This is a genomic window from Cytobacillus sp. (assembly GCF_032154635.1).
Taxonomy (GTDB): Bacteria; Bacillota; Bacilli; order Bacillales; family Cytobacillaceae; genus Cytobacillus.
The window spans coordinates 77,177-103,086 of the sequence record NZ_JALDXW010000001.1; the positions used below are offsets into that span (position 1 = coordinate 77,177).

The 25,910-nt window shown below is 36.7% G+C and carries 26 protein-coding genes; 22 read left to right on the top strand and 4 right to left on the bottom strand.

Translation table 11 applies throughout. The annotated features are described in order from the left end of the window. Nucleotides 1–136: 136 nt before the first annotated feature. Nucleotides 137–832 (bottom strand): Crp/Fnr family transcriptional regulator, encoded by a 696-nt coding sequence (locus RUH74_RS00410; protein ID WP_313798266.1) that lies wholly within the window; start codon nucleotides 830–832, stop codon nucleotides 137–139. A 383-nt stretch (nucleotides 833–1,215) separates the two neighbouring features. Between RUH74_RS00410 and RUH74_RS00415 the strand changes: the two genes are divergently transcribed. The 8 genes from RUH74_RS00415 (at nucleotide 1,216) to phoU (ending at nucleotide 10,167) form a co-directional block, all read left to right on the top strand. Continuing rightward, nucleotides 1,216–1,824: a superoxide dismutase gene (locus tag RUH74_RS00415; protein WP_313798267.1), complete on the top strand. Its 609-nt coding sequence runs from the start codon at nucleotides 1,216–1,218 to the stop codon at nucleotides 1,822–1,824. 125 nt (nucleotides 1,825–1,949) lie between these two features. Next, nucleotides 1,950–3,167 (top strand): MFS transporter, encoded by a 1,218-nt coding sequence (locus tag RUH74_RS00420; RefSeq protein ID WP_313798268.1) that lies wholly within the window; start codon nucleotides 1,950–1,952, stop codon nucleotides 3,165–3,167. Between the two features lie 199 nt (nucleotides 3,168–3,366). Then, nucleotides 3,367–5,457: a peptidoglycan D,D-transpeptidase FtsI family protein gene (locus RUH74_RS00425; protein WP_313798550.1), complete on the top strand. Its 2,091-nt coding sequence runs from the start codon at nucleotides 3,367–3,369 to the stop codon at nucleotides 5,455–5,457. 211 nt (nucleotides 5,458–5,668) lie between these two features. Continuing rightward, nucleotides 5,669–6,661, top strand: a complete 993-nt coding sequence (locus RUH74_RS00430) for a PstS family phosphate ABC transporter substrate-binding protein (RefSeq protein WP_313798269.1) — start codon at nucleotides 5,669–5,671, stop codon at nucleotides 6,659–6,661. 93 nt (nucleotides 6,662–6,754) lie between these two features. Then, nucleotides 6,755–7,705 (top strand): phosphate ABC transporter permease subunit PstC, encoded by a 951-nt coding sequence (pstC, locus tag RUH74_RS00435; protein WP_313798270.1) that lies wholly within the window; start codon nucleotides 6,755–6,757, stop codon nucleotides 7,703–7,705. Further along, the gene (gene pstA, locus RUH74_RS00440; RefSeq protein ID WP_313798271.1) at nucleotides 7,706–8,584 is read left to right on the top strand and encodes a phosphate ABC transporter permease PstA; all 879 of its coding nucleotides are present in this window, start codon (nucleotides 7,706–7,708) and stop codon (nucleotides 8,582–8,584) included. Between the two features lie 74 nt (nucleotides 8,585–8,658). Then, nucleotides 8,659–9,447, top strand: a complete 789-nt coding sequence (pstB, locus tag RUH74_RS00445) for a phosphate ABC transporter ATP-binding protein PstB (protein WP_313798551.1) — start codon at nucleotides 8,659–8,661, stop codon at nucleotides 9,445–9,447. A 57-nt stretch (nucleotides 9,448–9,504) separates the two neighbouring features. Continuing rightward, the gene (gene phoU / locus RUH74_RS00450; RefSeq protein WP_313798552.1) at nucleotides 9,505–10,167 is read left to right on the top strand and encodes a phosphate signaling complex protein PhoU; all 663 of its coding nucleotides are present in this window, start codon (nucleotides 9,505–9,507) and stop codon (nucleotides 10,165–10,167) included. 32 nt (nucleotides 10,168–10,199) lie between these two features. On the opposite strand, the gene RUH74_RS00455 is transcribed toward phoU, so the two are convergent. Both RUH74_RS00455 and RUH74_RS00460 read right to left on the bottom strand, forming a co-directional pair. Next, nucleotides 10,200–10,670 (bottom strand): hypothetical protein, encoded by a 471-nt coding sequence (locus RUH74_RS00455; protein ID WP_313798272.1) that lies wholly within the window; start codon nucleotides 10,668–10,670, stop codon nucleotides 10,200–10,202. Next, nucleotides 10,663–11,052 carry a hypothetical protein gene (locus RUH74_RS00460; RefSeq protein ID WP_313798273.1) on the bottom strand — a complete coding sequence of 130 codons (390 nt, stop codon included), beginning with the start codon at nucleotides 11,050–11,052 and terminating at the stop codon, nucleotides 10,663–10,665. Before RUH74_RS00460 ends, RUH74_RS00455 begins: the two co-directional genes overlap by 8 nt. Before the next feature lie 371 nt (nucleotides 11,053–11,423). Between RUH74_RS00460 and RUH74_RS00465 the strand changes: the two genes are divergently transcribed. The 9 genes from RUH74_RS00465 to RUH74_RS00505 all read left to right on the top strand — a co-directional run bounded on the left by RUH74_RS00465 (nucleotide 11,424) and on the right by RUH74_RS00505 (nucleotide 17,903). After that, the gene (locus RUH74_RS00465; RefSeq protein ID WP_313798274.1) at nucleotides 11,424–12,806 is read left to right on the top strand and encodes a glycosyltransferase family 4 protein; all 1,383 of its coding nucleotides are present in this window, start codon (nucleotides 11,424–11,426) and stop codon (nucleotides 12,804–12,806) included. Between the two features lie 37 nt (nucleotides 12,807–12,843). Then, nucleotides 12,844–13,461 carry a hypothetical protein gene (locus tag RUH74_RS00470; protein ID WP_313798275.1) on the top strand — a complete coding sequence of 206 codons (618 nt, stop codon included), beginning with the start codon at nucleotides 12,844–12,846 and terminating at the stop codon, nucleotides 13,459–13,461. Between the two features lie 127 nt (nucleotides 13,462–13,588). Continuing rightward, nucleotides 13,589–14,221, top strand: coding sequence for a hypothetical protein (locus RUH74_RS00475; RefSeq protein WP_313798276.1), 633 nt, complete (start codon nucleotides 13,589–13,591; stop codon nucleotides 14,219–14,221). 248 nt (nucleotides 14,222–14,469) lie between these two features. Then, nucleotides 14,470–15,123 carry a DUF3267 domain-containing protein gene (locus RUH74_RS00480; RefSeq protein WP_313798277.1) on the top strand — a complete coding sequence of 218 codons (654 nt, stop codon included), beginning with the start codon at nucleotides 14,470–14,472 and terminating at the stop codon, nucleotides 15,121–15,123. A 69-nt stretch (nucleotides 15,124–15,192) separates the two neighbouring features. Next, complete coding sequence (locus RUH74_RS00485; RefSeq protein ID WP_313798278.1) at nucleotides 15,193–15,624, top strand: GNAT family N-acetyltransferase; 432 nt, start codon at nucleotides 15,193–15,195, stop codon at nucleotides 15,622–15,624. Nucleotides 15,625–15,956: 332 nt separating this feature from the next. After that, nucleotides 15,957–16,106: a 50S ribosomal protein L33 gene (gene rpmG / locus RUH74_RS00490; protein ID WP_009332954.1), complete on the top strand. Its 150-nt coding sequence runs from the start codon at nucleotides 15,957–15,959 to the stop codon at nucleotides 16,104–16,106. Nucleotides 16,107–16,317: 211 nt separating this feature from the next. Further along, on the top strand, nucleotides 16,318–16,890 hold the full coding sequence (locus tag RUH74_RS00495) for a 5-formyltetrahydrofolate cyclo-ligase (RefSeq protein ID WP_313798279.1): 573 nt from the start codon (nucleotides 16,318–16,320) through the stop codon (nucleotides 16,888–16,890). Continuing rightward, complete coding sequence (locus RUH74_RS00500) at nucleotides 16,883–17,668, top strand: DUF92 domain-containing protein (RefSeq protein WP_313798280.1); 786 nt, start codon at nucleotides 16,883–16,885, stop codon at nucleotides 17,666–17,668. The genes RUH74_RS00495 and RUH74_RS00500 overlap by 8 nt, the downstream gene beginning before the upstream one ends. 37 nt (nucleotides 17,669–17,705) lie before the next feature. Next, a complete protein-coding gene (locus RUH74_RS00505) occupies nucleotides 17,706–17,903 on the top strand; it encodes a hypothetical protein (protein WP_313798281.1) in 198 nt (65 codons plus the stop codon). 145 nt (nucleotides 17,904–18,048) lie between these two features. Here RUH74_RS00505 and RUH74_RS00510 read toward each other — a convergent pair whose 3' ends face one another. Next, nucleotides 18,049–18,708: a hypothetical protein gene (locus tag RUH74_RS00510; protein WP_313798282.1), complete on the bottom strand. Its 660-nt coding sequence runs from the start codon at nucleotides 18,706–18,708 to the stop codon at nucleotides 18,049–18,051. Nucleotides 18,709–18,947: 239 nt separating this feature from the next. On the opposite strand from RUH74_RS00510, the gene RUH74_RS00515 reads away from it, so the two are divergent. From RUH74_RS00515 to RUH74_RS00535, 5 genes are all read left to right on the top strand, one after another. Next, nucleotides 18,948–20,489: a rhomboid family intramembrane serine protease gene (locus RUH74_RS00515; RefSeq protein ID WP_313798283.1), complete on the top strand. Its 1,542-nt coding sequence runs from the start codon at nucleotides 18,948–18,950 to the stop codon at nucleotides 20,487–20,489. Between the two features lie 113 nt (nucleotides 20,490–20,602). Next, complete coding sequence (locus tag RUH74_RS00520) at nucleotides 20,603–22,063, top strand: spore germination protein (RefSeq protein ID WP_313798284.1); 1,461 nt, start codon at nucleotides 20,603–20,605, stop codon at nucleotides 22,061–22,063. A 102-nt stretch (nucleotides 22,064–22,165) separates the two neighbouring features. After that, complete coding sequence (locus RUH74_RS00525; RefSeq protein ID WP_313798285.1) at nucleotides 22,166–22,369, top strand: YqgQ family protein; 204 nt, start codon at nucleotides 22,166–22,168, stop codon at nucleotides 22,367–22,369. A 277-nt stretch (nucleotides 22,370–22,646) separates the two neighbouring features. Beyond that, nucleotides 22,647–24,548, top strand: coding sequence for an LTA synthase family protein (locus tag RUH74_RS00530; RefSeq protein WP_313798286.1), 1,902 nt, complete (start codon nucleotides 22,647–22,649; stop codon nucleotides 24,546–24,548). A gap of 106 nt (nucleotides 24,549–24,654) precedes the next feature. Beyond that, a complete protein-coding gene (locus RUH74_RS00535) occupies nucleotides 24,655–25,842 on the top strand; it encodes a M14 family metallopeptidase (protein WP_313798287.1) in 1,188 nt (395 codons plus the stop codon). Nucleotides 25,843–25,910: the final 68 nt, after the last annotated feature.

Consider the following 25,910-nt stretch of genomic DNA (forward strand, 5'->3'; position numbering starts at 1 on the left):
TTTTTTATGGTTATGAGTTTGTTCGAAAAGTCCCTAAGATTACCCCCAAAAGTGCTGATTAGCAGCATTTTTGGAGGTTGTTTTAAATAACATTGTGGCTAAAACACTGTGAATCGGAAGAATCATTTTTATATAGTTAATTTATCCCGCAGATTTCATAAGGACAATTAAGGCAATCCACTTCTGTTTTTAAGTAATTCAAATTTTTAATGGTGAGTTTTTGCCGTTCATAGGAAATGATCTCTTTGTCCCGCAGCTCTTTTAGCATGCGCTGGATGACTTCTCTAGTTCCAAATGTTAAATTCGCTAACTCCTGATGTGTAAGCGGGAAATCAATTAATATACCTTCTTCTGTTTTGACCCCATAACTGTTGCATAGTCGAATTAAAATGGAATAAAGCCCGCCTTTCTTTCCATGAATAATTAAATCCTGACAGGTCATTTGCGCTTTTAAATATCTTGTGCTCAGCCATGACGTTAAGTTACTTAACCTGTCTCGATCCTGTAAAATATATTCCTCGAACTGTTCTCTTTTTACAATAATCATTTCACAATCAGTAATCGTCTTTGCGAAAAAGTGATATTTAGGTGAATGTCTGAATAACTGGTATTCAATAATGATTTCTTCTCCATTTAATAATTTAAGGTTAAATTCTTTCCCATGAATATTCATTCTTCCTATAGCAATTTTCCCTGATAATAATAAGTAAACGTTTTTAACCTTGTCCTTTTCTTGAAAGAGGATTGAACCTGACTTAATTAATTGAACGGTTTCGTTTTCAATAAAATGCTGGATAAGTAAGCTATAAAGTGAGATGTTGAAATTCTTCATAAGTGTCTCTCCTTCCCATTAACTCTCCTTATGATTAAAAGGAAATACAGGTTGACTGTCAATGACATAGTAGGATTTTATTTGAGGAATCCTTTGGGAAATATGACTTAAGTCGTTGATTAATCAGTGTCGGTCAAATTCGTGACAATTTAACGAAATATGAAAATCTCGTAAGGATTATATATAGAAATGGGGAATGGTATTTTGTAATTTGGAGAAATCTAAAGGATAGGCCTCTGATTATTTAAGCATTTTCATTGAAAGGATTATTTAATTTTGGTAATCTTATATGGAAAGCCTGAATAATCATTCTAACATTAGAATGATGGGAATCGCAAAAAAATTCAGAAGGCTTAATTTATTTACATAGGGAGGAATTTAAAATGGCATTCGAATTACCGCAATTACCTTATGCTTATGACGCACTTGAACCAAATATCGACAAAGAAACAATGAATATTCACCACACTAAACACCATAACACATACGTGACAAATCTTAATAATGCATTAGAAGGAAATGAAGAGCTTCTTTCTAAATCAGTAGAAGAAGTAATTTCAAATCTTGATGCTGTTCCAGAAGCAGTTCGTACAGCTGTTCGCAATAATGGTGGAGGTCATGCAAACCACTCACTATTTTGGCAAGTCATTTCTCCAAACGGTGGCGGTGAGCCAACAGGAGACTTAGCAGCTGCAATTAACAGCAAATTTGGCAGCTTTGACAGCTTTAAAGAAGAGTTTGCTAAAGCAGCAACTACTCGCTTCGGTTCTGGCTGGGCGTGGCTTGCAGTAAACAATGGCGAGCTTGAAGTGACTAGCACGCCAAACCAAGACTCTCCATTAATGGAAGGCAAGACTCCATTATTAGGTTTGGATGTTTGGGAGCATGCATACTACTTAAAATATCAAAACCGTCGTCCTGAATATATCAACTCCTTCTGGAATGTTGTAAATTGGGATGAAGTATCTAAGCGTTATAGCGCTGCAAAATAATAGGTTTTGCACCTAAAGCGAAAGCACGGCAGAAACTTCTGCCGTGCTTTCATTTTGTAGAAATATTGAATAAGAGAATACATTTTGATGAAAACTACCCTTTAGATGTGAAGGGGAGTTTTTTTATGAGTAAAGTGAAAAAGTTGATCGGAGATGTGGAACTAACAAAGGATTTAGGCTTACTGCTGTTGATAGGAGGACTCTATTCATTGAGTGTGGCTTTATCGAATACATTCGTGAATATTTATCTATGGAAGCAGTCAGGAGAATTTAGGGATTTAGGCTTGTATAATCTCTCTATTGTTGTCATACAGCCGCTAACATTTATATTGGCAGGCAGATGGGCAAAGAAAATTGATCGGGTGATTGTTTTACGGATAGGTGTCATATTTTTGGCTGCATTTTATTTAACTGTTTTAGCTGTTGGTACATATGCGTCCAAATTTTTATTGCTGTTAGGTGCATTATTAGGAGTTGGATATGGATTTTATTGGCTTGCATTTAATGTGCTTACCTTTGAAATTACTGAGCCAGAAAATCGCGATTTTTTTAACGGATTTCTCGGTATCCTTACTTCTGTAGGCGGCATGATTGGTCCCATTGCTGCTGGTTTTATTATTTCACGAATGGAAAAGTTCACTGGATATTCAATCATATTTGGCATTTCATTATTTCTTTTTTCGTTGGCTGTTTTTTTAAGCTTTTTTATTAAGAGACGACCGGCGAATGGCAAGTATTGGTTTAAACGGATTATTGCGGAGAGAAAAAACAATATGAATTGGCGCCTGATTACGAATGCACATTTTTTTCAAGGTTTACGTGAAGGGACATTTGCCTTTATCATATCCGTTTTTGTATTTATTTCAACAGGGAGTGAAATGGCTTTAGGAACATTTGGCCTTGTTAATTCAGGAGTTTCATTCCTTACATATTACAGTGTGTCGAGGCTTCTTAAGAAAAATCAACGAAAAAAAGCGATTTTAGTTGGTGGAGTCATTTTGTATGCTTCCATCTTTTTAATTATATTTAATATAAATTATCCAAAGCTGCTATTATATGCAGGCTTAATTGCTATTGCCTATCCTCTCTTGCTCGTCCCTTATATATCCATGACATATGATGTGATAGGAAAGGGATGGAAGGCAGCTGAAATGAGGATAGAATATATCGTTGTTCGGGAGATTTTTTTGAATTCTGGAAGAGTTGTTTCTATTCTTGCCTTTCTTGGTGTGGTTGTATTTCTTAATGAAGAAAAAGGAATACCCATTCTTCTTCTTTCTTTAGGCATCGGGCACTTAATCATTTTTTTGTTTATCAGGAAAATTCATTTCCAATCATCATAAAAAGCACTTACACATTTCTTTTTTAGGGAAATTTTTCTTATCACAAATATGGGTTCTTAATAGAATAATTTATTGTTTTCTTATAGAATAGAGATAAGTGATAATGTGAACTGGTAAAAGGATGTGTAAATAAACCTTGAAACAAAAAAAGAAAAAGAAGAAGTCACATGTGCCATTCAGGGTAAATGTCTTATTCTTTATGGTTTTTATTCTGTTTTCGGTATTGATACTTAGACTCGGATTTGTGCAAATTGTTTATGGAGATGATTATCGACGAGAGATTGAGCGGACGGAAGACATTACAGTGAATAATCCTGTACCAAGAGGGAAGATGCTGGACCGGACGGGTAAGGTAATCGTGGATAATATCCCGCAAAACGCGATTACGTTTACAAATAGAGGTGCAAAGCAAGCAGATATGATAGAAGTTGCAAAAAAACTTGCAGTGCTTATTGAAAAAGATACAAGTAAAGTTCAGGAAAGAGATAAAAAGGATTACTGGATATTAGAGAATGCAGAGCGTGCAGATGCTAAAGTATCAGATGAGGAAATAAAAAAATTAAAGGAAACGCTGGAGGGAAAGGAGCTAGACAAAAAAATCTACCAGCTTAAGCTTGACCGCATTACGGAGGAAGAGTTGAATGAATTAACTGCATTTGATTTAGAAGTTCTCGCAATTTATCGTGACTTTTCAAGCGGATATGCACTAACACCGCAAATGGTTAAAAATAAAGGGGTAACAGATGAGGAATTTGCTGTTGTCAGTGAAAACCTGCAGCTGCTTCCTGGTGTGGATACAACAACGGATTGGGAACGATATTATGCCTTTGGCGATACATTAAAGTCTGTCCTTGGTAGTGTATCTGATGATGGCCTTCCTGCTGAACAGCTCGACTATTATTTAGCACGGGATTATAGCCGTAATGACCGGGTAGGAAAAAGTCAAATTGAGCTGCAATATGAGGACGTGCTGCACGGACAAAAAGCAAAAGTGAAAAATGTAACCGATAAAGCTGGCAATGTATTAGAAACGATTCCGATCTCAGAAGGGAAAAGAGGGAAGGATCTTGTCTTAAGCATTGATATGGATCTTCAGACGGCAGTTGACAAAATTGTAGAAGAGGAGTTGCTGGCAGCAAAGAAAAAAGCCGGCACTACTTTACTTGACCGCTCCTATGTTGTATTGATGGATCCTCGTACAGGGGAGATTCTCTCTATGTCAGGAAAGCGAATCGTTAAAAAAGAAAATGGGGAAAGAGTTGTTATGGATGACGCCCTTGGAAATATCCAAACAACTTACAATGTTGGCTCGACAGTTAAAGGTGCAACGATAATGACTGGATTTAATACAGGTGCGATCAAGCCAGGAACTATGTTCTATGATACACCTGTAAGAATCAAAGGCACACCACCCAAGAAATCTTGGAAAGCTGGCCTTGGGACGATGTCAGATATTACTGCTCTTAAGTTTTCTTCAAACGTATATATGTTCCAGACAGCGATAAATATAGGTGGAGGTACTTACATCCCTGATCATTCATTAAGGTTAGATCCTAAGGGCTTTAGTACTATTCGTGATTCCTTTGCTCAGTATGGTTTAGGGGTTAAAACAGGTATTGACCTTCCAAATGAGCAGTCCGGCTTTAAAGGGAATGGGACGAAGCCTGGTTTCATGCTTGACTTAGTAATTGGACAGTATGATACGTATTCGAATATGCAGCTTGCTCAATACGTTTCAACGATTGCAAATGGCGGAAATCGCATGGAGCCACATATTGTGAAAGAGATTCGCGAACCATTAATGGATGGGGAAATTGGACCAATAATCGAGGAAATTGAACCGAAAGTGCTTAATCGTGTAGAAGGAAAAGAGGAATGGCTTAATCGTGTTAAGGAAGGCTTCAAAAAAGTTACCCTAGAACCTGGTGGAACAGCCTATTCCAGCTTCGGCGCAAAAGGAAAAGATTATAAGCCAGCTGGAAAAACAGGCACGGCTGAAGCATTCTATGATGGACCTGAACGGAGTAAATATGGCAAAGAGCCGCCTGAGGTTATTAATTTAAGCTATGTAGGCTATGCACCTTATGACAATCCAGAGGTTGCAATTGCAGTCCTAGTCCCATGGGCATACCAAGGCAGCCATAGTCATTATGCCAATAGAAATATTGCTGAGCGTGTGCTAGATACGTATTTTGAATTAAAGAAACAAAGACAATCTGGTACAGCCAATACAGATAATTCAACCCAAGATCAGAATGAAACCGATGGTGAAAAAACAGATCAAGAATAATAAAACTTAGACACGAAAGCCTGTTCCCTAATTTTAGGGAACAGGCTTTTTGTATGCCAGTAACTTATTATTCTCTTCGTAGACAACGATTTTATACATCGCTTTGCAGTAATTTACAAAAGATTTACATTCAATTAAAACTAGATTAATGCTTGAGCCTTATTCTATACGTGTAGGACAAAACAACCAATCTCTTAGGGGGAATAAAGAAATGAAAAGCTTTAAGTACTTAGCACTTTCAACAATGATTGGAGCAGCGCTGGCGTTCACTGCAGCTTGTGGAAAAACAGATAATGAAGCGACAGCAAACGGCTCTCAAGCGGAAGGAAATAGTACAGAACAGAAAGCTGGCGAAGAGAATAAGCAGCTTCAAGGTGAGATAAATCTGGATGGATCCTCAACCGTTTATCCTATTATGGAGGCAGTTGTTGAAGAGTTTGGTATGGAGCAGCCTGGAGTGAAGGTTTCTGTTGCCTCTTCAGGTACAGGCGGCGGATTCAAAGCCTTCATTGCAGGAAGTACAGATTTGAGCAATGCTTCCCGTCCAATAAAAGATGAAGAAAAGGCACAATTAGAGGAAGCTGGAATTGATTATACGGAATTTAAATTAGCGAATGACGGCCTATCCGTTGTTGTTCATAAAGATAATACGTGGGTGGATCATTTAACAGTTGAAGAGTTAAAGAAAATGTGGGTTGAAGATGGAACAAAAAGAAAATGGTCAGATATACGTGAAGGCTGGCCAGAAGAGGAAATCAAATTCTATTCTCCAGGAACAGATTCAGGAACATATGACTATTTTGATGAAGTCATTTTAGATGATGCACCAATCGTCGAAAGTGCTACTCTTTCTGAAGATGATAATGTACTTGTTCAAGGTGTAACAGGGGATAAAAATGCCATTGGCTATTTTGGTTATGCGTATTATGCAGAAAACAAAGATAAGTTAAAGGTTGTTCCAATTGATGGCGGAAATGGACCTGTTGAACCGACAAATGAAACAGTTGAAAGTGGAGAATATGCGCCACTATCACGTCCGCTCTTCACTTATGTAAAAAATGAATCTTTGAAAAAGGAAGAAGTGTATGAGTTCGTTAAATATACACTTGAAAATGCAGCGGTTCTTTCTGAAGATGTAGGCTACGTAAAATTAAAAGATGAAGAGTATGAAGCTGCACTTAAAGTATTAGAGGGGTTAAAGTAAGAAGAATGCAATAAATTCCACTTGAAGATGGGAAGTGCGTAAAAACAGTGCTTCTCATCTTCCTTCGTTACACGGATGAAAGGGGTTTTCATTTTGGCTTTACAAAAAATGTCCAATTCTTTTTCTGTTCAAGAGCTTATTCAGAAAAAGAAACAAAAGAAGAGCGCAAATCTTCAAGTAGAAAAAATTGTCCCATTTTTATTATTGCTTACAGCGATTGTTTCAGTGCTTACAACGCTTGGAATCGTTCTAACATTAATTGCTGAAACCATTACCTTTTTTACGAAAGTTCCTATTCAAGAGTTTTTGACTTCACAAAAGTGGTATCCTTTCTCAGAAACACAGGGATCCTTTGGGATTCTTCCACTTGTAACAGGTACATTGAAAGTTTCGATTATTGCTGCCATTGTTGCAGTACCGATTGGCCTAGCTTCAGCCATCTTTTTGAGTGAGTACGCATCAGATAGAACACGCAGAATTATTAAACCGATATTGGAAGTATTAGCTGGCATTCCTACCATTGTTTATGGATTCTTTGCTTTAACTTTTGTTACACCGCTATTAAGAGAAATGATTCCTTCCCTTGAAATCTTTAATGCATTAAGTCCAGGAATTGTCATTGGAATTATGATTACCCCAATGATTGCTTCACTTTCTGAGGATGCGATGTCAAGCGTTCCGAACTCAATGCGCGAAGGCGCTTTGGCTCTTGGCTCCACTAAATTTGAAGTAGCGATAAAAGTTGTTCTTCCAGCAGCTATTTCAGGAATCATTGCTTCTATTGTATTAGCCGTATCAAGGGCAATAGGAGAAACAATGATCGTAGCTGTCGCGGGAGGATCTACACCAAATCTAAGCTGGGATGTCACAAGCTCCATTCAGACAATGACTGCCTATATTGTACAAGTAAGCCAAGGAGATGCGGGATATGGGACAACAATCTATTACAGTATTTACGCTGTCGGATTTACGCTATTCTTGTTCACATTGGGCATGAATATGCTTGCCCAATTCATTACTCGCCGTTTCAGGGAGGAATATTAAATGAAATTAATAGACCATACAAAAGTTCTGAAGCAAATGAAGCCACGAATTGTTTCTAACATTTTATTTAGGCTGTTATTTATGGCAGCTACAATATTCGGCTTGTTAATCTTAGGCATATTATTATATCGGGTATTTACTCAAGGAATTGGCTATTTGGATTTTCAGTTTTTGCAAAATCTTCCGTCAAGGAAACCGGAGCAGGCTGGTGTTAAAACGGCTCTAATCGGGACTATTTGGTTGATGGGGGTAGTTGCGCCTGTCACCTTTTTGCTTGGTGTCGGTACAGCAATCTATCTGGAAGAGTATGCAAAGAAAAGTCGATTTACTAGGTTTATTCAAGTGAATATTTCTAATCTTGCAGGGGTCCCTTCTATCGTTTTTGGTTTACTAGGCTTGACCGTCTTTGTACGTGCCTTAGCACTTGGAACAAGCGTTTTAGCTGCGGGATTAACGATGAGCTTGCTTGTCCTTCCAATTATTATTGTTGCTTCCCAGGAAGCGATCAAGGCCGTTCCAAAGGAATTAAGAGAAGCTTCTTATGGGATGGGTGCAACAAAGTGGCAAACAATTCTTCATGTTGTGCTGCCTGCAGCAATCCCAGGGATATTGACGGGTGGAATTCTTGCTTTATCAAGGGCAATTGGTGAGACTGCTCCATTAGTAGTACTTGGCTTACCGCTGTTTCTTGCCTTTTTGCCCAAGTCTGTATTCGATATGTTTACGGTGCTGCCGATGCAAATTTATAACTGGACAGGTCGTCCGCAAGAGGAATTCCAAGGTGTAGCCGCAGCGGGGATTATCGTCCTGCTGACGATGCTGATTATTATGAATTCAATTGCGGTTTTCATTCGAAATAAATTTCAAAAACGCTACTAAGTTAAGAGGTATTAGGATGAAGGGAGACTAAAACGATGAACGCAACGATTGAAAAACCAAGAGTAAGACTTGTAATGAATGAGAATAACATGGATGCACGTCCAAATAAAGAGATTGTATATAAGACAAGTGAATTAAACTTGTGGTATGGGGATAACCATGCGCTGAAAAATATAGATCTTGATATATATGAGAATGAGGTAACAGCCATCATTGGACCATCAGGATGCGGAAAATCCACGTACATTAAAACATTAAACCGAATGATTGAATTAGTGCCTGGTGTAAAAACATCAGGGAAAATTGAATATCGCGGCAGAAACATTTTTGATAAATCATATGGCGTAGAAGAACTTCGTACAAGAGTGGGGATGGTCTTTCAAAAGCCGAATCCTTTTCCTAAATCCATCTATGAAAATGTAGCATATGGCCCGAAGATTCACGGAATAAAGGATAAGAAAGTGCTTGACCAAATCGTGGAGGAAAGCTTAAAGGGAGCAGCCATCTGGGATGAAGTAAAGGATCGCTTAAATGAAAATGCATTTGGGCTGTCAGGAGGCCAGCAGCAGCGTCTCTGTATCGCACGTTGTCTAGCTATTGAGCCTGATGTCATTTTAATGGATGAACCAACCTCTGCACTTGACCCAATTTCAACATTAAAAGTCGAAGAACTTGTGCAAAAGTTAAAGAAGGAATTTAGCATTATTATTGTCACACATAATATGCAGCAGGCCGCCCGTATTTCTGATAAAACAGCGTTCTTCTTGAATGGGGAAGTCATTGAGTTTACGAATACAGACAAAATTTTCTCCAATCCTGCTGACAAACGTACAGAAGATTATATCACCGGAAGATTTGGCTAATAGACATGATGTGAGTGATCTGCTAGTAGCTTAAGGATGAAAGGAGAAATGAGTGGCATGTCTGTAAGAGGAAAATTTGATTATGATTTAAAGGAATTACAAGGAAAATTACTGGAGATTGGCAGCTTTGCGCAAGAGGCGTTAACAAAATCGATTGAGGCGCTTGAGACACAAAATATTGAGTTGGCTCTTGAAATTATGGATGATGATGCACATGCTGATTTAATGTATGAGGAAATCAATGATTTTGCAATTTTATTAATAGCTAAGCAGGCGCCTGTTGCGATTGATTTAAGGCGAATTATTGTTGCCATAAAGATTGCTACAGATATTGAACGGATTGCCGATTATGCTGTAAATATTGCAAAATCAACCATTCGCATTGGTGCAGAACCGCTCGTGAAGCCGATTATTCATATTAAACAGATGCACATGCTTACACTAGAAATGCTAAAATTGTCATTAGAAGCATTTGACGATGAAGATATTGTAAAGGCAAAAAAGGTGGCTCATATGGATGATGAGGTTGATGATTTATATGGTCAAACGATCAGGGATCTATTGCAAATCAATCTGCAAAATCCGGAGTTTTTGCCGCAAATTACTCAGCTCTCCTTTATTTGCCGTTTCCTTGAAAGGGCAGCAGATCATGTAACAAACATTTCTGAACATATTTTCTATCTTGTTAAAGGAAGGCAATATGATTTGAACAACAGTTAAAGCACAAAAAAGAGCTAAGGGAAAAGATTCCTTTAGCTTTTTGTAATGGTTTTTGCAATATCCTTATAGCTCATTTTTGCTGTTAAATGAAAGGAGCCAAGCTGGATTTTTTTGCTGTATCCATTTTCTTCTAAGTAGATTTCAAATCTATCTGCCTCATCGATAATTTTTTCTTTAGCAAGTATCTCAGCAATATCACGTGATACCATCCCGCTTACAATTTCAAGCTGATAGGCAGTGACAGATTCTTCAGATTTAGGCGGATCAGTCACTGGCTTTTGCTGCTTTTCTACGTTATTTGTTTCGGTTGAAAGGGTCTTTTCTATTTGAGCAAATTTGTCTTTTGATAAAACAACATAACCATTATCCTCTAAAAAGTTTTTTGCACGATCCATATTCATTTCAGCTACTTTTGTACCAGCAATTCGAAAGTAGAAAATTCCAATGATACACACAGAAAACAGTACCCCAAAGGCAAAAGCACGTGTATTTCTTCTATTCATACCGTTGCCCTCTTTCAATCATCTCACTTAAAATCGATTCAACCTCATTCTGAGATAACGAAGATTGTCGAGATATTTGATCAACAGTTAATCCTTGCTGAGCTAATGACCATACTTGGTTTTTAATAATCTCATGTACTTCTATTCTTTCAGAAGGAACTGGTTTTCGTGTCGGTGGAGAGGGTTGAAATAACTCGTCATCTACAAGTAATTCTTCTTCTAATACTTTTAGTTTCTTTTTTATTACATACATTTCTTGAATTTGCTGCATTGAAAGCTGATCTAATTCCTCTCGTAGAATTTTATACGGATCTTTTAAAAAAGTGGAAATAATAAACAGGATCAATGCGAAGGTAAGTAAGCCAATCATTACATATTCCATAAAAAACACCTCGATTTTGTACATGACACTTTACGTATTGACACTTTTTGCATGTCATGAAATATTCTACCATGATTATCGACAAAATTCGATTAGATTCATTAAACAAGAGAAAACCGTTGACCGTTTTGTCGTTTATTAACTGAAAAATAAGATGCATTTTGTCGATTTACTCAATAATCGTTTGGGTGTAAATTTTTTTTTCTCTATTTACCTAGTTAAATAAGGCTGCTGCATGAAACGACAATTTCTGTTCATTGTGAGACGTGTCATTCGATGCTAACATAAAGATATAGATGTAGGAATATTTTGTTTCTTTCTATCATAATGTAGTTATTTGTATTCCTTGTTCAACACAGTGGGGTGGATAATTGGAAAGAAGTAAGAAGAAACGAATAGAAACCGTATATTTGAAGAAAAATGAGCAGTCCTGTTATCCATTGCCATGGTCAGAACATGTGAGTACATATAGTTATTATGAAAAAGAGGCAGAGAGAAAAATAATTAGGGAAACAAGCGGCGGTCTAGAAACTATCTTTCAAAAGTGCTTGTTGAATGGAAATGATTTCCCTGCAATAAAAAAAGCTGACGATTTAACAATTCTTCTACTCGCATGGGAATATCCCCCTCATTTAATCGGTGGACTAGCGAAGCATGTTCATGGCCTTTCAATTGGCCTCCAAAGATCAGGATATAAGGTATATGTGATTACAGCCAATCCAGGTCATTTGACTGATGAGGAAATGGTTGATGAGGTCCATATTTACCGTGTGCGATCTTACAGTGATAACAGCAATGACTTTTTCATATGGGTTGATGGTTTAAATGCTGCAATTGCTGAGAAGGCATTAAAATTAGCAGAAAAACACCCTTTTTCAGTTATACATGCGCATGACTGGCTTGTTAGTGATAGTGCAATTTTTATTAAATCTAGCCTAAAGCTCCCGCTTATCAGTACGATCCATGCGACAGAGCACGGAAGAAACAATGGAATCTATACAGAATTGCAAAGCTACGTTCATGAAAAAGAACGGCAGTTAGTCATGATATCAGACCATTTAATTGTCTGCAGTGAATATATGAATGAGGAGCTTGTTCAGATATTTGAAGTAAGTGCACAAAAAATTGCCATTATCCCTAATGGTGTTGAGGAAGGACTGTCTGTTGAATCGCATAAGAATGAATTATTGCCTATGCCATTGCAGGTAAATAAACGTCTAATCTTTTCCATCGGACGAATGGTCAAGGAAAAGGGTTTTGACACGCTTATAGAAGCGGCCTTTTTAATGAAGGAACGCTTTCCTGACGTATATTTTATCGTTGCTGGAAAAGGGCCGATGCTTGAAGAATATCGAAAAAGAGTGCTCCAGCTTAATTTAAGCAATTTGTCTTTTGTCGGATTTATTTCGGAGGAGACAAAGAACGCGCTTTATAAGATTTGTACGTTAGCTGTTTTTCCAAGCAGATATGAGCCATTTGGTATTGTTGCTTTAGAAGCGATGCAGCATGGAAAACCAATCATCGCTTCAAGAACAGGAGGGTTCAAGTCAATTGTTCAGCATGGATTGACAGGTCTATTAATGGTGCCTGGAGATGCATTAAGCTTTATCCAATTGGCTTCCCGCCTTCTAAAATATGACATCGAGGCAGAAAAAATAGGACTTAATGGAAAAGTAATGGTTGAAAATAACTTTAGCTGGCAAAGGATCGCTGAAGAAACAATAAGGGTTTATAAAGAAACGTTAGAGGCGTAATGGCTAATTTTCAGTACTTAGCGGAGGTGAAAGAATAATGAAAACAGGGACTTGTATACAATCGGTTAGTAATCAGCAGGCATTAATAGCTGGTCTTCAGGTGATCCCTGGTATATGGGTAAATGGGAAAACATACTGGATGAAACAAGGGAAAGATAAAAGTCTTTCGGAAGAAGGTTTATCATTAAATATGAAACAAGAGTATAGTCAAGATAATACCCAATTATTTAGTTTTGAACTCACCAATCATCGGGATCATCCTGAATCTGTTAAAGTCCTTTTCCAGCATCGATCCCAGTATTGGGATAATGACCATGTTTCATTTGTTTCTCCATTAGAAAACGCTATCTTTCATTTGACTGATGATCAATTACATTTAGTAAATGGCTATATGGGCAAAGGAGAAGTTAGAAAAACATGTACAGTACAACCGCTTTGGAATATTTATAAAAACAGATACTGGGATTGCCTTGAATCTGGAAAGATCCAGTATCGGCCAATTGCAAAGGGAAATGTAGTAAGCTTGTTAATATACGACTATCATTTTATGGGGAAAGGAGCATTTGAAGGGGAAACATGGATCCTTAATGGGAAGAACGAAGCTGAACTAATAAATTTAAACAGCATACTTTTGAAAAGAGAAATAATTAATTAGTTAGACCTGAAAACGGAGCAGGTTTGTGCATAAAGGATTTCTCTTTCCTATATATACTTATTCATTTATATAAAAGTATCAGAGGGAGAGCATATTTATCAAAAAGGATCGTTTATCAATTATATTAATGGCAATCTTATTATTAACTGCGTGTAACAAGACTATTGATAATACTGAATTAAACCAGGGGAAAGGGCTCATTCTTGATTTTGAACAGCCTAGTAAAGAATCTATTTTTATAGATATTGATAATCAGGTCCCTATTTTAAAGTCCTATCTTGCACAGTTTGATGAACCGGAAATTGAAATGAGTAGAATGCAAAGTACCTATTTGATCTCATACAAACAAAGGGATTACTTCCTTTTAAGCTATAGCTGTGGTACAAAGATTTGTCATCAACTCTTGTTAGAGCATTATCAAGGCAAGATTAAATCATTTGAGGTCTCGGAAGCAAGTTTCCTTCAAGATTCAAAACATAGCAATAATTATTTAGCCTTTCTCTTTGGGAGAAACGAGGGGAAAGAAGTCATTAGAAATCAAGTCGTTATTGTTGATTTACAGAATTTCCGAAAGATGACATTACCAGAACACTTTGGAATCTTGGAATCCTTTGAATACCCGATACCGAGTATTGAATGGAAAGATCGTCATCTTAAAGCTACGATTGCTGTTTTAGAAGACCCGTCCTATGATAGTATTAAAGAATGGAATAAAAATAATAAAGAATCCACTCAAGAACTCCTGTGGAAAATCCAGTAAACGGAGAATGGAAAGAAAGTTTTTTTAGCAATACATGTAACAACAAAATAACTTTATATTACGTGGGACTTTTGTTGAACAACGGTTTTAACAATCTGGCGCTTTTCTTTAAAAGGAACAGCGTCCTTTTTTATGCTAATGGAAGTGGATATTTATGTTAAAATATATAAGTGATTGTGAAAGTTACTGCTTAACCTACTGTGATAATTGTTTTTGTCCGAAAAAATTGGTATGAATAGGGGAGTTTAATGAAATTATTAAACAAGTTTCCAAAAAGTAGCCCAAGTTTACATTTGGATCTAATTAAAAATGGATGGGTTCCAATGAAAGAACCTAAGACTTTAATAAGTGCTATTTTGTTATCTGTCCCTTTAATGGTTGTTAATGCAATCATCTCTATCGGGGTAATAAATATCTTTTCCACTGTTTCTTTAAGCGAATTTGGACTGTTATCTGATTCCATATCAATAACAATTAACTTAGGCATTATTTTTTGGCTAGTTTTGCTACTAATACTTCACGAATTACTTCATTTGATTTTTATTCCGAATTTTATTAAATCGGAAAAAACATTTGTAGGATTTACTCTATTCGGAGGTTTTGTGATAACAGAAGAAGTGGTTTCAAAATCAAGATATATCATCATTACATTTGCTCCTTTCATGATTATTTCAATCATTTTGCCACTAATATTAAGTGTGTTTGGGCTGTTAACAACGACATTAAAATTTTTGATAATACTAAACGCAATGGCATCATCAGTTGATATGCTTAATCTTCTTCATATAATTAAGCAGGTACCAAAAAATGCGGCGCTAAAAAGTAATGGACCAGATACTTATTGGAAATACACTCAAACGAACGAAAAGTGTAAATATAACGAAAGTAACTTATATAACTAAAAGGGCTATCCCTGAAAGGGTAGCTTCTATTACGTATGAGGTCCATTTAGTCATTATAGGGGTGATAAGGTGAATATTAGATTAAATAAGAAGACAGAAATCAATAAATTAGTAGAAATATGGTATGAAGGTTCTTTAATAGCACACGACTTTATTGATAAAGATTATTGGAAAGCACAGCAAACTGAGATGGAAGAAAAGTATATCCCAATGTCAGAAACCTATATTGTAAGTAATGAAAAAGATGTTGTCGGCTTTGTATCGATGTTGGATAATTACTTGGCTGCATTATTTATCGATGTTAAGCATCAAGGTGGGGGATATGGAAAGGGATTGTTAGATTTTATAAAAAGTCAAAGGGAAAATATACAATTAAAAGTGTACAAGAGAAATAAAAAGGCTGTTGATTTCTACTTAAAAAATGGTTTTGTTATAAAAGAAGAAACATTAGATGAACATACTTCCGAGGAAGAATTTTTAATGGAATGGGAAAAGAGGTAAGTGTCGTTAGACGAGTTAGATGATTCATGAAAATCCGAACGAACGATCTTCATCAATCGGGCTACTGACGAATAAAGTAAAAGAAGATGTGATTAAGTATGGATCCAGTTTTACACAGTCATTACATATTTGTTCAGGTGTCGCATAATCAGCTAACAAAAATAATCAGCAAATAAAACACAATGGATACTATAAAATAGATGGACATCTAAGTGCTATTTATAATTAAAACACTCACTTTTAAAAAACACACTAGCATTTCATAATAAAAAGTGATATTATAGAAAAGTCGTATGAACGAACTAGTCATCAATAGTTTGGAGGGATATTACATGCGTGTGAATATTACGTTAGCTTGCACAGAATGTGGAGATCGTAACTATATTTCTAAAAAAAATAAACGAAACAATCCAGATCGTCTTGAGCTTAAAAAATACTGCCCAAGAGATAAGCGTTCTACTACACATCGTGAGACAAAATAAGCAGTGGGGTGATTCCTACTGCTTTTTTTGTTGAATAAAATTAGAAAAGCGAAGGCGCCTCGATCAGGGGCGACAAGCATAAGCCATGCCAGATGGAAGGTTGTCCTTTAACCTTCAAGCCGGAATGGCTTATGACCTCGAGCCCCTAGGCGCAGCAGCTAGACAAAGAAAAGCGAAGGCGCCTGTTCAGTAAGAATTGGGAGATGAAAAGATGACCAATGAGAAGCAAATAATTCGCAAGCAAATAATGGATAAGCTTGCGAAAATTGACAAGCCTCACTATGAACATGATTCTTATGAAATAGCTCAATTACTTTTTCAGGATCCCCTTTGGAAGGAAGCAAACACAGTAGGGGTCACTATTTCAAAATATCCAGAAGTTGATACATACCAGATCATTAGAAAAGCATGGGAGGAAGGAAAACGAGTAGTCATTCCAAAATGTATTCCTAAAAACAAGGAAATGGTCTTCAGGACATTAACAAAATTTAATCAATTAGAATCGGTCTATTATGGGTTGCTAGAGCCAATTGAAGCGCTGACTAAAGAAGTTTCAGCAAATGAAATTGATTTAATTATTGTCCCAGGGATCGCTTTTACAAAGAATGGTTACAGAATTGGATTTGGCGGGGGGTATTATGATCGCTACCTTGCAGGTTACGGAGGACAGACGGTTTCACTTGCATTTACACCGCAGCTCGTAGCGGAACTTCCGATAGAAGAGCATGATATCCCTGTAAAAAAAATAATAACTGTGAAAAAGGTCGAGGAAACGGATGATTAATATCGTTTTGCTATGTTTATTTATTGCCGTAATGGCCTATTGTGGTTACTCCTTTCGATTACTTACCAAGTCGGGCAGCATTGCTGCCTTCGTTGTCGGTCTTGCGGTTAGTCTTGGTTTTGGGATAAAAGGGTTAATTATCCTCGGCTTCTTTTTTGCTAGTTCGAGCTATTGGTCAAAATATAAAAGAAGAAATAAAGTGGAAATAGAAGGACGCCATGAAAAAGGTTCAAGGCGTGATTGGCAGCAAGTTTTCGCAAATGGTGGAACGGCTGCTCTTTTCAGTCTTTTATATCTTCTTATTCCAAAAACGATATGGGTCATTGGCTTTGCTATTTCACTTGCTGCTGCGAATTCAGATACATGGGCGTCAGAAATTGGTTCTTTAAGCAAACGGAGGCCGTTTTTCATTCGGACTTTTAAACCAATCGATACAGGAACATCTGGAGCGGTGAGTCTCCTAGGTACCTTTGCTGCAATCAGTGGAGCTTTCACGGTTTCTTTATTAGCCTTTTATTTTTTTCATCTGTCAATGGTTGATGCGGCGATTATTTTTGCGTTTGGAACTATTGGTAATCTCTTGGATACCTTACTAGGTGCTTTCCTTCAATCTGTTTACAGATGTGAAGTATGTAAGGCAGAAGTGGAAGCATTAAGCCATTGTGGGAAGAAAACAACATTCACAAGAGGACTCCCTTTTATGAATAATGATTTTGTTAACTTTTCTTCAGGTCTTGTAGCAGCGCTTCTAGGAATTCTATTCGTTTGGATAAAATGATCAGGATCATCCCAAACTAGAAGTAGGAGGGATGAAAATGGGCCGCATATTAACTATTCTGCTAATCGGGTTAGGTGGATATTTTCTGTTCCAGAATCGCTATCGAGCAATGAATATTTTATTTAAGAACTCATTTTTGCGACGTCTAGCGGTTAGCTCATTCATGGGGATCCCTGGTATCCGTGAGCGCATGATGAAAATGGTGTTTCCACCTGGACCTGCAGAGTTAAAATGAAAAAAGACCTTAATAAAGGTCTTAGATTAATGACTAAGGTATTTTGGAATGCTGCATATTCCTAAATACCTTTTTATTTATTTGAATATCAATAATGATCAGTGATTAGATTAAATAGGATAGAACAGCGAGAAACGAATACCCGTTATTTTATTTTAAAATAATATTGATTTAACCGATGGAATAGATTTGTTGACATGCTTTTTAAAATTTTATATAAAATCAACATATACATAAGCATTAAAAATAATAGAACGAGGAAAATATTACTTAAATTTACTGAAATATACTTAAAAAATAAATAGCATAGTACAAATATGAGAACTGCATATAGAGAGTTGTAAACATGAAAACTTGTTATCGCTGTTCTTCCCTTAAATAGCTCCTGCTCCTCATTCCATAATAAAATCGGAAATCCTATATCAAAGATGCTGCATATTAATGATCCATTTAAAGTTAGAACAATAGAAAGTATGAAATAGTATATGAGAAATTGACCAGACACATTAAAAAAAACATTAAAAATTAAAACATATAAAAAAATGATTGGGATATGAATGATCCACGATGCCAAAACTTTGGCTATTATCGAATGTTTAATAGAAATAGGCATCGTACTCTTATAAGCAATTTCATTTTTCTCGCGCGAAAAGGATGAGATGGCAATTCGATTCCAACCAATGGTCCCAACAACTGACCAGATGATTATTTCTATAAAAAATAAACAAAGTACTTTGTTTTGATAGGTTGGCAACTTTTCAAAACTCGTTCTTGCATCGGTAGTTAATATTCCTAATTTTAACATAATTCCACTTTTTTGGGGGAATGCTTGGATAATTGTCAACACATTGTAAAGCCTTAATAAAGGTCTGTTTCTTTTAGGGTTAAATGTATTTTTACAAGGGGAAAATGTGAATATGTATCTTGCTTTACAAAAGGAAGGATAATTGCCTATAGTTAAAGAAAGACAAAATTGTTTCATGGCAATGATTGAAAAAAGGCCAAACGGAAAAATTGATTTTTGTTTAGAGAGTAGGAGAAAATTTGAGTTTTCAAGAGGAATATCTATTTTGGCGGCTGGCCCATTATTTTATTTCTGATCAAGAATATCGGATTGTTCAATTATCAAAGGAGCAGAACGAAATATGGCTAGAAAAAATGGAGAACAAAGAAGCGCAGGTCATTCGATTACTCCGTTATAATTTAGACTGGAGCAATTGGATGCAGAAGGATATTGAGCTGACCGCAATGAATGGTGAGAGAATTAGAAAGCAGCTTGCAAAGAGCAGCATAAATGTTATTAATTTTTATGTGACTCCACATCCCCCAGTAGATGACTATGAATTTAGAATTAAAGAGCCTTTTCAATTCCCTTCAAACGGGAAAACAAAGGTACAATCAATTATTTTTGACCGAGCCCATTACGAACAAGGTTTTCAGAAAGCAGAAGGGATCTTTCATGATTCTTTTGCATTCTCAATTGAGGAAAACTATTCCGAGAATGACATAGACAAAATAAAACTTTCAGCACTATCTATTGCTTCAAACAAAGTAAAAGAAGAGAAAAACATTTTCAATCAAGGGAAACCTTTTTTTACATATATATTTATGATCATTCAAGTAGCCGTTTTCCTTTTTCTTGAGGCAGTTGGTAGCAGTACAGATACGTCTACCCTGATTAAGTATGGAGCGAAGTTTAATCCGCTTATTTTAGAAGGCGAGTGGTGGCGCTTTTTTACCCCTATTATTCTTCATATAGGGTTATTGCATTTGCTAATGAATACTGTATCCTTATACTATTTAGGAACAGTCATTGAAAGGATTTTTGGCAAGTGGCGATTCTTGCTCATCTATTTAATTGCTGGGTTTGGGGGTTCTATCGCAAGCTTTATTTTCAGCCCTGCAATATCTGCAGGGGCAAGCGGAGCGATATACGGGCTCTTTGGCGCACTCCTCTATTTTGGGGCTATTTATCCGAAGCTTTTTTTCCGGACAATGGGATTTAATATCTTACTTATATTAGGCATCAACTTAATATTTGGTTTTTCCATGCCTGGAATTGATATGGCTGGACATATTGGCGGATTAATTGCTGGGTTTCTGGCGGCAGGAATCGTACATTTTCCAAGGAAAAAGAAACCTGCATTGCAGCTGCTGCTGTTAGTAATAACAGCTGGTCTCTTTGCGGGCCTTTTGAAATTTGGCTTTAATGAGCCTGGAAGACTATTGAATGAACAATCAGCTTTAATTATGGCACAGGAATATATTGAGGCAGAAGAATATGATCAGGCTCAAAATTTACTGCTGGATTATTCACATGATAATAACGTATCTGCAGAGGTATACTTTTTACTTTCTTATGCGGAAATCAAATTGAATGAATTCACTCAGGCGAAAGAGCATTTGCAATTGGCCATTGATAAGAGAGCGGATTTTCACGAAGCCTATTATAATTTAGCTCTAATCTATGTAGATGAAAAAAATTATATTGAAGCGAAAAAATGTGCAGAAAAGGCAGTTGAATTAATGCCTGAACAAACAGATTATGGAAATCTGCTTAAAGAAATTAATAAGTATATCAAATAGATAGCCTGTTATATGCAATCATACCAATTACTGGTATGATTTTTTTTTTGCATGTCTAAGCTGTTAAATAGGATTTAAAGAAAAGAATGGAAGAATGATGGGAGCGGAATGATTTGGAGCCACAGGAAAAGAAGCGAGTACAGCTTAATATAGATGAAAACATCAGCTATCTAAAAGAAGCGCTTGGAGTTGATAAAAGTTTTGATGTGATTCAGCTTGATGCTGTGTATGGTGAAAGAAAAATGGCCTTTTTTTTTGTAGATGGTTTTGTCAAAGATGATATTCTACATTATTTAATGAAAGAGCTCAGTGATTTGAATAAAGAGCAGTTAGAAGGAGAAACCCTTTCAAAGCTCGTTAAAACATATATTCCATATGTTGAAGTGGAAACAATTGAGGATCTTGATAAAGTAGTAGATGCGGTGCTGGCTGGTCCAACCGCACTTGTTGTTGATGGGATCGATCAGGTAATCCTAATTGATGCCCGTACATACCCTGTCAGAGGTCCCGAAGAGCCTGATACGGAAAGGGTGGTCCGCGGCTCGCGAGATGGTTATGTTGAGACTATTGTCTTCAACACAGCACTAACAAGGAGAAGGGTTAGAGACCGCACATTAAGAATGGAATATATGCAAGTGGGCAGACGTTCAAAAACAGACATCGTTGTGAGTTATATTGAGGATATTGCAGATCCGGATATGGTCCAAACGATTAAAGACTCTCTATCAAAAATTGATACGGATGGGCTGCCTATGGCTGAAAAAACGATAGAGGAATTTATCTCTGGCCGTCATTGGAATCCTTATCCAATGGTTAGATATACAGAAAGACCTGACACGGCAGCTACACATTTATACGAAGGGCATGTTTGCATCATTGTAGATGGTTCACCAAGTGTAATTATTACACCAACAACTTTTTGGCATCACCTGCAGCATGCAGAGGAATATCGAAACAAACCGCTTGTTGGTGCTTATTTAAGATTCGTTCGTTTTCTAGCAGTTTGGGGATCCATTTTTCTGCTGCCTCTTTGGTATTTATTTGCAATCCAGCCTGAGTTACTGCCTGATAGTCTGTCATATATTGGACCAAATGACACTGGTGAGCTTCCTTTAATTATACAGTTCCTACTGATCGAGCTTGGACTGGATATTCTTAGGATGGCTGCTATTCACACTCCATCATCACTTGCTACAGCATTGGGACTCGTGGCAGCTTTAATGATTGGTCAAGTCGCGGTTGAGGTTGGCCTCTTTATTAATGAAGTAGTTTTATATTTGGCAATTGCTGCAATTGGCACCTTTTCAACACCTAGCTACGAAATGAGCCTTGCAAACCGGCTAATTAGGATTGGTTTGCTGCTTGCAACCAGCATGTTCCATTCATATGGATTTGTTACTGGGATCGTCTTATTTATTTTCATGCTTGCACGACTAAAGTCTTTCGGCGTCCCATATCTTTGGCCGTTTATTCCCTTTAATTTACGCGCATTCAGAGATGTCCTGCTGCGTTCCCCTATTCCGTTGAAAAATCGGAGACCGCGATTTTTACATCCAAAGGACCCAGACAGGTGAGCATGGATGGCTTGTTATCATCCTACTTGTGGTATGAATGGATTTCCCATATACTTTTTATGTGAATATGCCAATTATATTTCTAAGACAATGGGGTAAAGAATGAAAACAATTTACGACATTCAGCAACTGCTTAAAAGGTTTGGAACCATTATTTATATTGGTGATAGGGTAGCGGATTTAGAATTAATGGAGGAGGAAGTGAAGGAACTATACAAAGCACAATTTATCGAAGCAAAGGATTACCAAACTGCCATATTGTTATTAAGACATGAGGCACAGCTGTTAAGAGAAAAATCTAAATAAATTTCAAAAAGAGCAGCCATTTTTTTGTCGCCTGCTCTTTTTGTTTTCCTAAAATTTGGACAATCATGAAACTTTTTGGGGTTTCAAACGTCTAATACTGTGGGTAATGGTAAATTAGCCATCCTTACATTTTATAAAACTAGTGTAAATGGTCAATTGATTTTTTGTAAAAAAAGTATTAAGATATTGTTTGATTTATCCGATCCATCCTTAAAATGGAAAAAACACGAAAATTCCACATCTGTTCTTAAAAAAAACAGGGAGGGTATCATCCGGTATGAATAAATTGAAAGGGTCAAAGCTATCGCTAATTGTGATTGCGACCGTATTGCTTTGGCTAAAAACGTATATTGTCTATAAGACTAGTTTTGATATAAAGATAGAAAACTGGAAGCAAGAGTTTATTCTGTTTATTAATCCTTTGAGTTTTCTGCTTTTTATTTTTGGCATTAGCTTGTTTATGAAGGAAAAAAATAAAAATCGCTATATACTTATAACCAGCTTTTTCATTTCTTTTGTTTTATTTGCGAATGTAGTGTTTTATCGCTTTTTTAATGATTTTTTAACGATCCCAGTCCTTTTTCAAACGAGCAATATGAGTGATTTAGGAAGTAGTGTTAGTGACCTATTAAGTGTAACAGATCTCGTTTATTTTGCCGATTTTCTAGTATTAGTGCTACTAGTTAAATTTAAACCAAACTTTATTTCCAGCAAAGCATTCACAAAAGTAGATCGAAGAGCTTATTTCTTAATAGCCATTGCCTTTGCTTTCTTCAATCTAGGATTAGCTGAGACAGAACGTCCACAGTTGCTTACTCGAACGTTTGATCGGGAAATGCTCGTGAAGAATATTGGCACATATAATTATCATATTTATGATGTCTTTCTCCAATCGAAATCTTCCGCGCAACGTGCATTAGCTGACGGAAGCGAATTAGTGGATATTGATAACTACATCCATGCGAATTACAAAAAGCCAAACGAGGAAATGTTTGGCATTGCTAAAGGAAAAAATGTCATCTTGATTTCAATGGAATCTACACAAAACTTTGTCATAAATGAAAAGGTAAATGGCCAGGAAATTACTCCATTCCTAAACGATTTTATTAAAGAGAGCTATTATTTTGATAACTTTTACCACCAGACTGAACAAGGAAAAACTTCGGATTCTGAGTTTCTTCTGGATAACTCGCTTTATCCGCTTAACCGTGGGGCTGTGTTCTTTACCCATTCAGGGAATGAATTTAATGCAACTCCAGAAATATTAAAGGATTACGGTTACTATACAGCAACATTGCATGCGAATAGCAAAAGCTTTTGGAATCGGGATATTATGTATGATTCCTTTGGCTATGACAGATTTTATTCATTGACTGATTATGATGTATCGAATGAAAATTCAGTTGGCTGGGGAATGAAGGACATTGATTTCTTCGAACAGTCTATTAAGCATTTAAAAGAAATGCCGAAGCCATTTTACACAAAATTCATTACCTTAACAAATCATCATCCATTTGAACTAGGGGAAGAGGATCGTTTGATTGAACCATATACTTCTGGTAATAAGACGGTAGATAATTACTTCCCAACTGTTCGCTATACAGATGAAGCTATCAAATTATTTATTGAACGGTTGAAAGAGGAAGGATTGTATGAGGATTCAATGATTGTCCTCTACGGTGACCACTATGGAATTTCTCAAAACCATAATAAAGCAATGGGTGAATTTCTGGGTGAGGAAGTAACTCCATTTGTTAGCACCCAGCTACAGAGGGTCCCTTTAATTATTCATATTCCCGGTCAGGAAGGGAAAACAATTTCTACTGTTTCAGGTCAAATTGACTTGAAACCAACACTTCTGCATTTACTCGGAGTGAATACTAAGAATACGATTGAATTTGGTTCAGATCTTTTTTCAAAAGAAAAAATGGAATTTACCGTGTTGCGTGATGGAAGCTTTATAACGAGGGATTATCTTTATACTCGTGAAACTTGCTATGATAAAAAGACTGGCGAACCTACTGATGGTGCAGCATGTGAACCATTTATAGAAAAAGCTGCACAGGAGCTTGAGTATTCTGATAAGATCATCTATGGGGATTTACTAAGATTTTACGAAGATGACCAAGTGCCTAACTCGACATTACTTAAAAATGAGCCGGCGATTGATATAAATTAAACGTAGAAAAAACCTGTATTACAGGTTTTTTTTATTGGAAAAGGCGTGCAGTCATTTTTTTCTATCCTTTTTCATATGAATGAATGGATGAAGGAGGGTAAAAATAATGAAGGTTCAAGTACGTTCAGGCGATACACTATGGCATTATAGCCGTCTTTTCATGATCCCATTAAATTTGATCATTGATTCGAATCCATTGATTCATCCAACTACTTTACAGATTGGCCAAGAAGTGCAGATCCCTGGATTTACCATACAGAAATATGTGTTGAAAAAAAATGATACATTTTGGAAGCTTAGCGGAGCTAGACATTTATCAGTTGATGCACTTCTTTTGCTAAATCAAAGCGTTAACCCAAATCAATTACAGGCAGGAACAACTATCGATATTCCCCATAGGGTAATTTCATCAGTCGTTAATGGGAGGAAGCGTTATAATTTTGAAGCTTTAACAGCGGACATCGCTAGACTAAAATCTATTTTTCCTTTCATTCAGGTAAATAATATTGGCAAAAGTGTATTAGGAAAGCCCATTCAAGAGATCCGTCTTGGAAAAGGAACGAAGAAAGTACATTTTAATGCTTCCTTTCATGCAAATGAATGGATCACTTCAGGTGTTTTAATGTCACTTCTGAATCATTTTCTGTTATCATTAACAAATGTGAAGCCAATCAGAGGGATGTCAACCATGCCCCTATATCAAGCTATAGATCTTTCCCTTGTACCCATGGTAAATCCGGATGGGGTTGATTTAGTTTTAAATGGTCCTCCAGATGAGAGGAGAGAAGAAGTGATCCAGATCAATAAAGGAAGTACAGATTTTACAGGCTGGAAGGCCAATATAAGGGGTGTGGATTTAAATAATCAATTCCCTGCAAAGTGGGAGGTTGAAAAGGAAAGAAAAGCAGAGAAAGCACCTGCCCCGCGTGACTACCCTGGGGATGCGCCTTTAACTGAACCGGAATCGATAGCTATGGCTGACCTTGCAAAAACAAGGCGTTTTAATCGCATGCTTGCCTTCCATACTCAAGGAGAGGAATTTTATTGGGGATTTGAGGGGCTTGAACCGCCAGAATCTAGGGTATTAGCTGCTGAATTTGCAAGAGTGAGCGGGTATACATCAGTCCAATATATTGATAGCTATGCGGGATACAAGGATTGGTTTATTCAAGATTTTCGAAGACCTGGTTTTACAATCGAATTAGGGTCCGGGATTAATCCGTTGCCATTATCTCAGTTTGATGAAATATTTGAAGAAGTGCTTGGTATTTATCTAGCTGCATTATATATGTAAAGTGAAAAAGCCGGTGCCGGCTTTTCTTTTTGAAATAATTTTGAAATAATTGAAACATTCTTCTTACA

Bases quoted from the DNA above. Each gene is read 5' to 3' on its own strand.
- RUH74_RS00410 (WP_313798266.1), bottom strand. From the start codon at position 832: ATGAAGAATTTCAACATCTCACTTTATAGCTTACTTATCCAGCATTTT.
- RUH74_RS00415 (WP_313798267.1), top strand. From the start codon at position 1,216: ATGGCATTCGAATTACCGCAATTACCTTATGCTTATGACGCACTTGAA.
- RUH74_RS00420 (WP_313798268.1), top strand. From the start codon at position 1,950: ATGAGTAAAGTGAAAAAGTTGATCGGAGATGTGGAACTAACAAAGGAT.
- RUH74_RS00425 (WP_313798550.1), top strand. From the start codon at position 3,367: ATGGTTTTTATTCTGTTTTCGGTATTGATACTTAGACTCGGATTTGTG.
- RUH74_RS00430 (WP_313798269.1), top strand. From the start codon at position 5,669: ATGAAAAGCTTTAAGTACTTAGCACTTTCAACAATGATTGGAGCAGCG.
- pstA (WP_313798271.1), top strand. From the start codon at position 7,706: ATGAAATTAATAGACCATACAAAAGTTCTGAAGCAAATGAAGCCACGA.
- pstB (WP_313798551.1), top strand. From the start codon at position 8,659: ATGAATGAGAATAACATGGATGCACGTCCAAATAAAGAGATTGTATAT.
- phoU (WP_313798552.1), top strand. From the start codon at position 9,505: ATGTCTGTAAGAGGAAAATTTGATTATGATTTAAAGGAATTACAAGGA.
- RUH74_RS00455 (WP_313798272.1), bottom strand. From the start codon at position 10,670: ATGAATAGAAGAAATACACGTGCTTTTGCCTTTGGGGTACTGTTTTCT.
- RUH74_RS00460 (WP_313798273.1), bottom strand. From the start codon at position 11,052: ATGGAATATGTAATGATTGGCTTACTTACCTTCGCATTGATCCTGTTT.
- RUH74_RS00470 (WP_313798275.1), top strand. From the start codon at position 12,844: ATGAAAACAGGGACTTGTATACAATCGGTTAGTAATCAGCAGGCATTA.
- RUH74_RS00475 (WP_313798276.1), top strand. From the start codon at position 13,589: ATGGCAATCTTATTATTAACTGCGTGTAACAAGACTATTGATAATACT.
- RUH74_RS00480 (WP_313798277.1), top strand. From the start codon at position 14,470: ATGAAATTATTAAACAAGTTTCCAAAAAGTAGCCCAAGTTTACATTTG.
- rpmG (WP_009332954.1), top strand. From the start codon at position 15,957: ATGCGTGTGAATATTACGTTAGCTTGCACAGAATGTGGAGATCGTAAC.
- RUH74_RS00495 (WP_313798279.1), top strand. From the start codon at position 16,318: ATGACCAATGAGAAGCAAATAATTCGCAAGCAAATAATGGATAAGCTT.
- RUH74_RS00500 (WP_313798280.1), top strand. From the start codon at position 16,883: ATGATTAATATCGTTTTGCTATGTTTATTTATTGCCGTAATGGCCTAT.
- RUH74_RS00505 (WP_313798281.1), top strand. From the start codon at position 17,706: ATGGGCCGCATATTAACTATTCTGCTAATCGGGTTAGGTGGATATTTT.
- RUH74_RS00510 (WP_313798282.1), bottom strand. From the start codon at position 18,708: ATGTTAAAATTAGGAATATTAACTACCGATGCAAGAACGAGTTTTGAA.
- RUH74_RS00525 (WP_313798285.1), top strand. From the start codon at position 22,166: ATGAAAACAATTTACGACATTCAGCAACTGCTTAAAAGGTTTGGAACC.
- RUH74_RS00530 (WP_313798286.1), top strand. From the start codon at position 22,647: ATGAATAAATTGAAAGGGTCAAAGCTATCGCTAATTGTGATTGCGACC.
- RUH74_RS00535 (WP_313798287.1), top strand. From the start codon at position 24,655: ATGAAGGTTCAAGTACGTTCAGGCGATACACTATGGCATTATAGCCGT.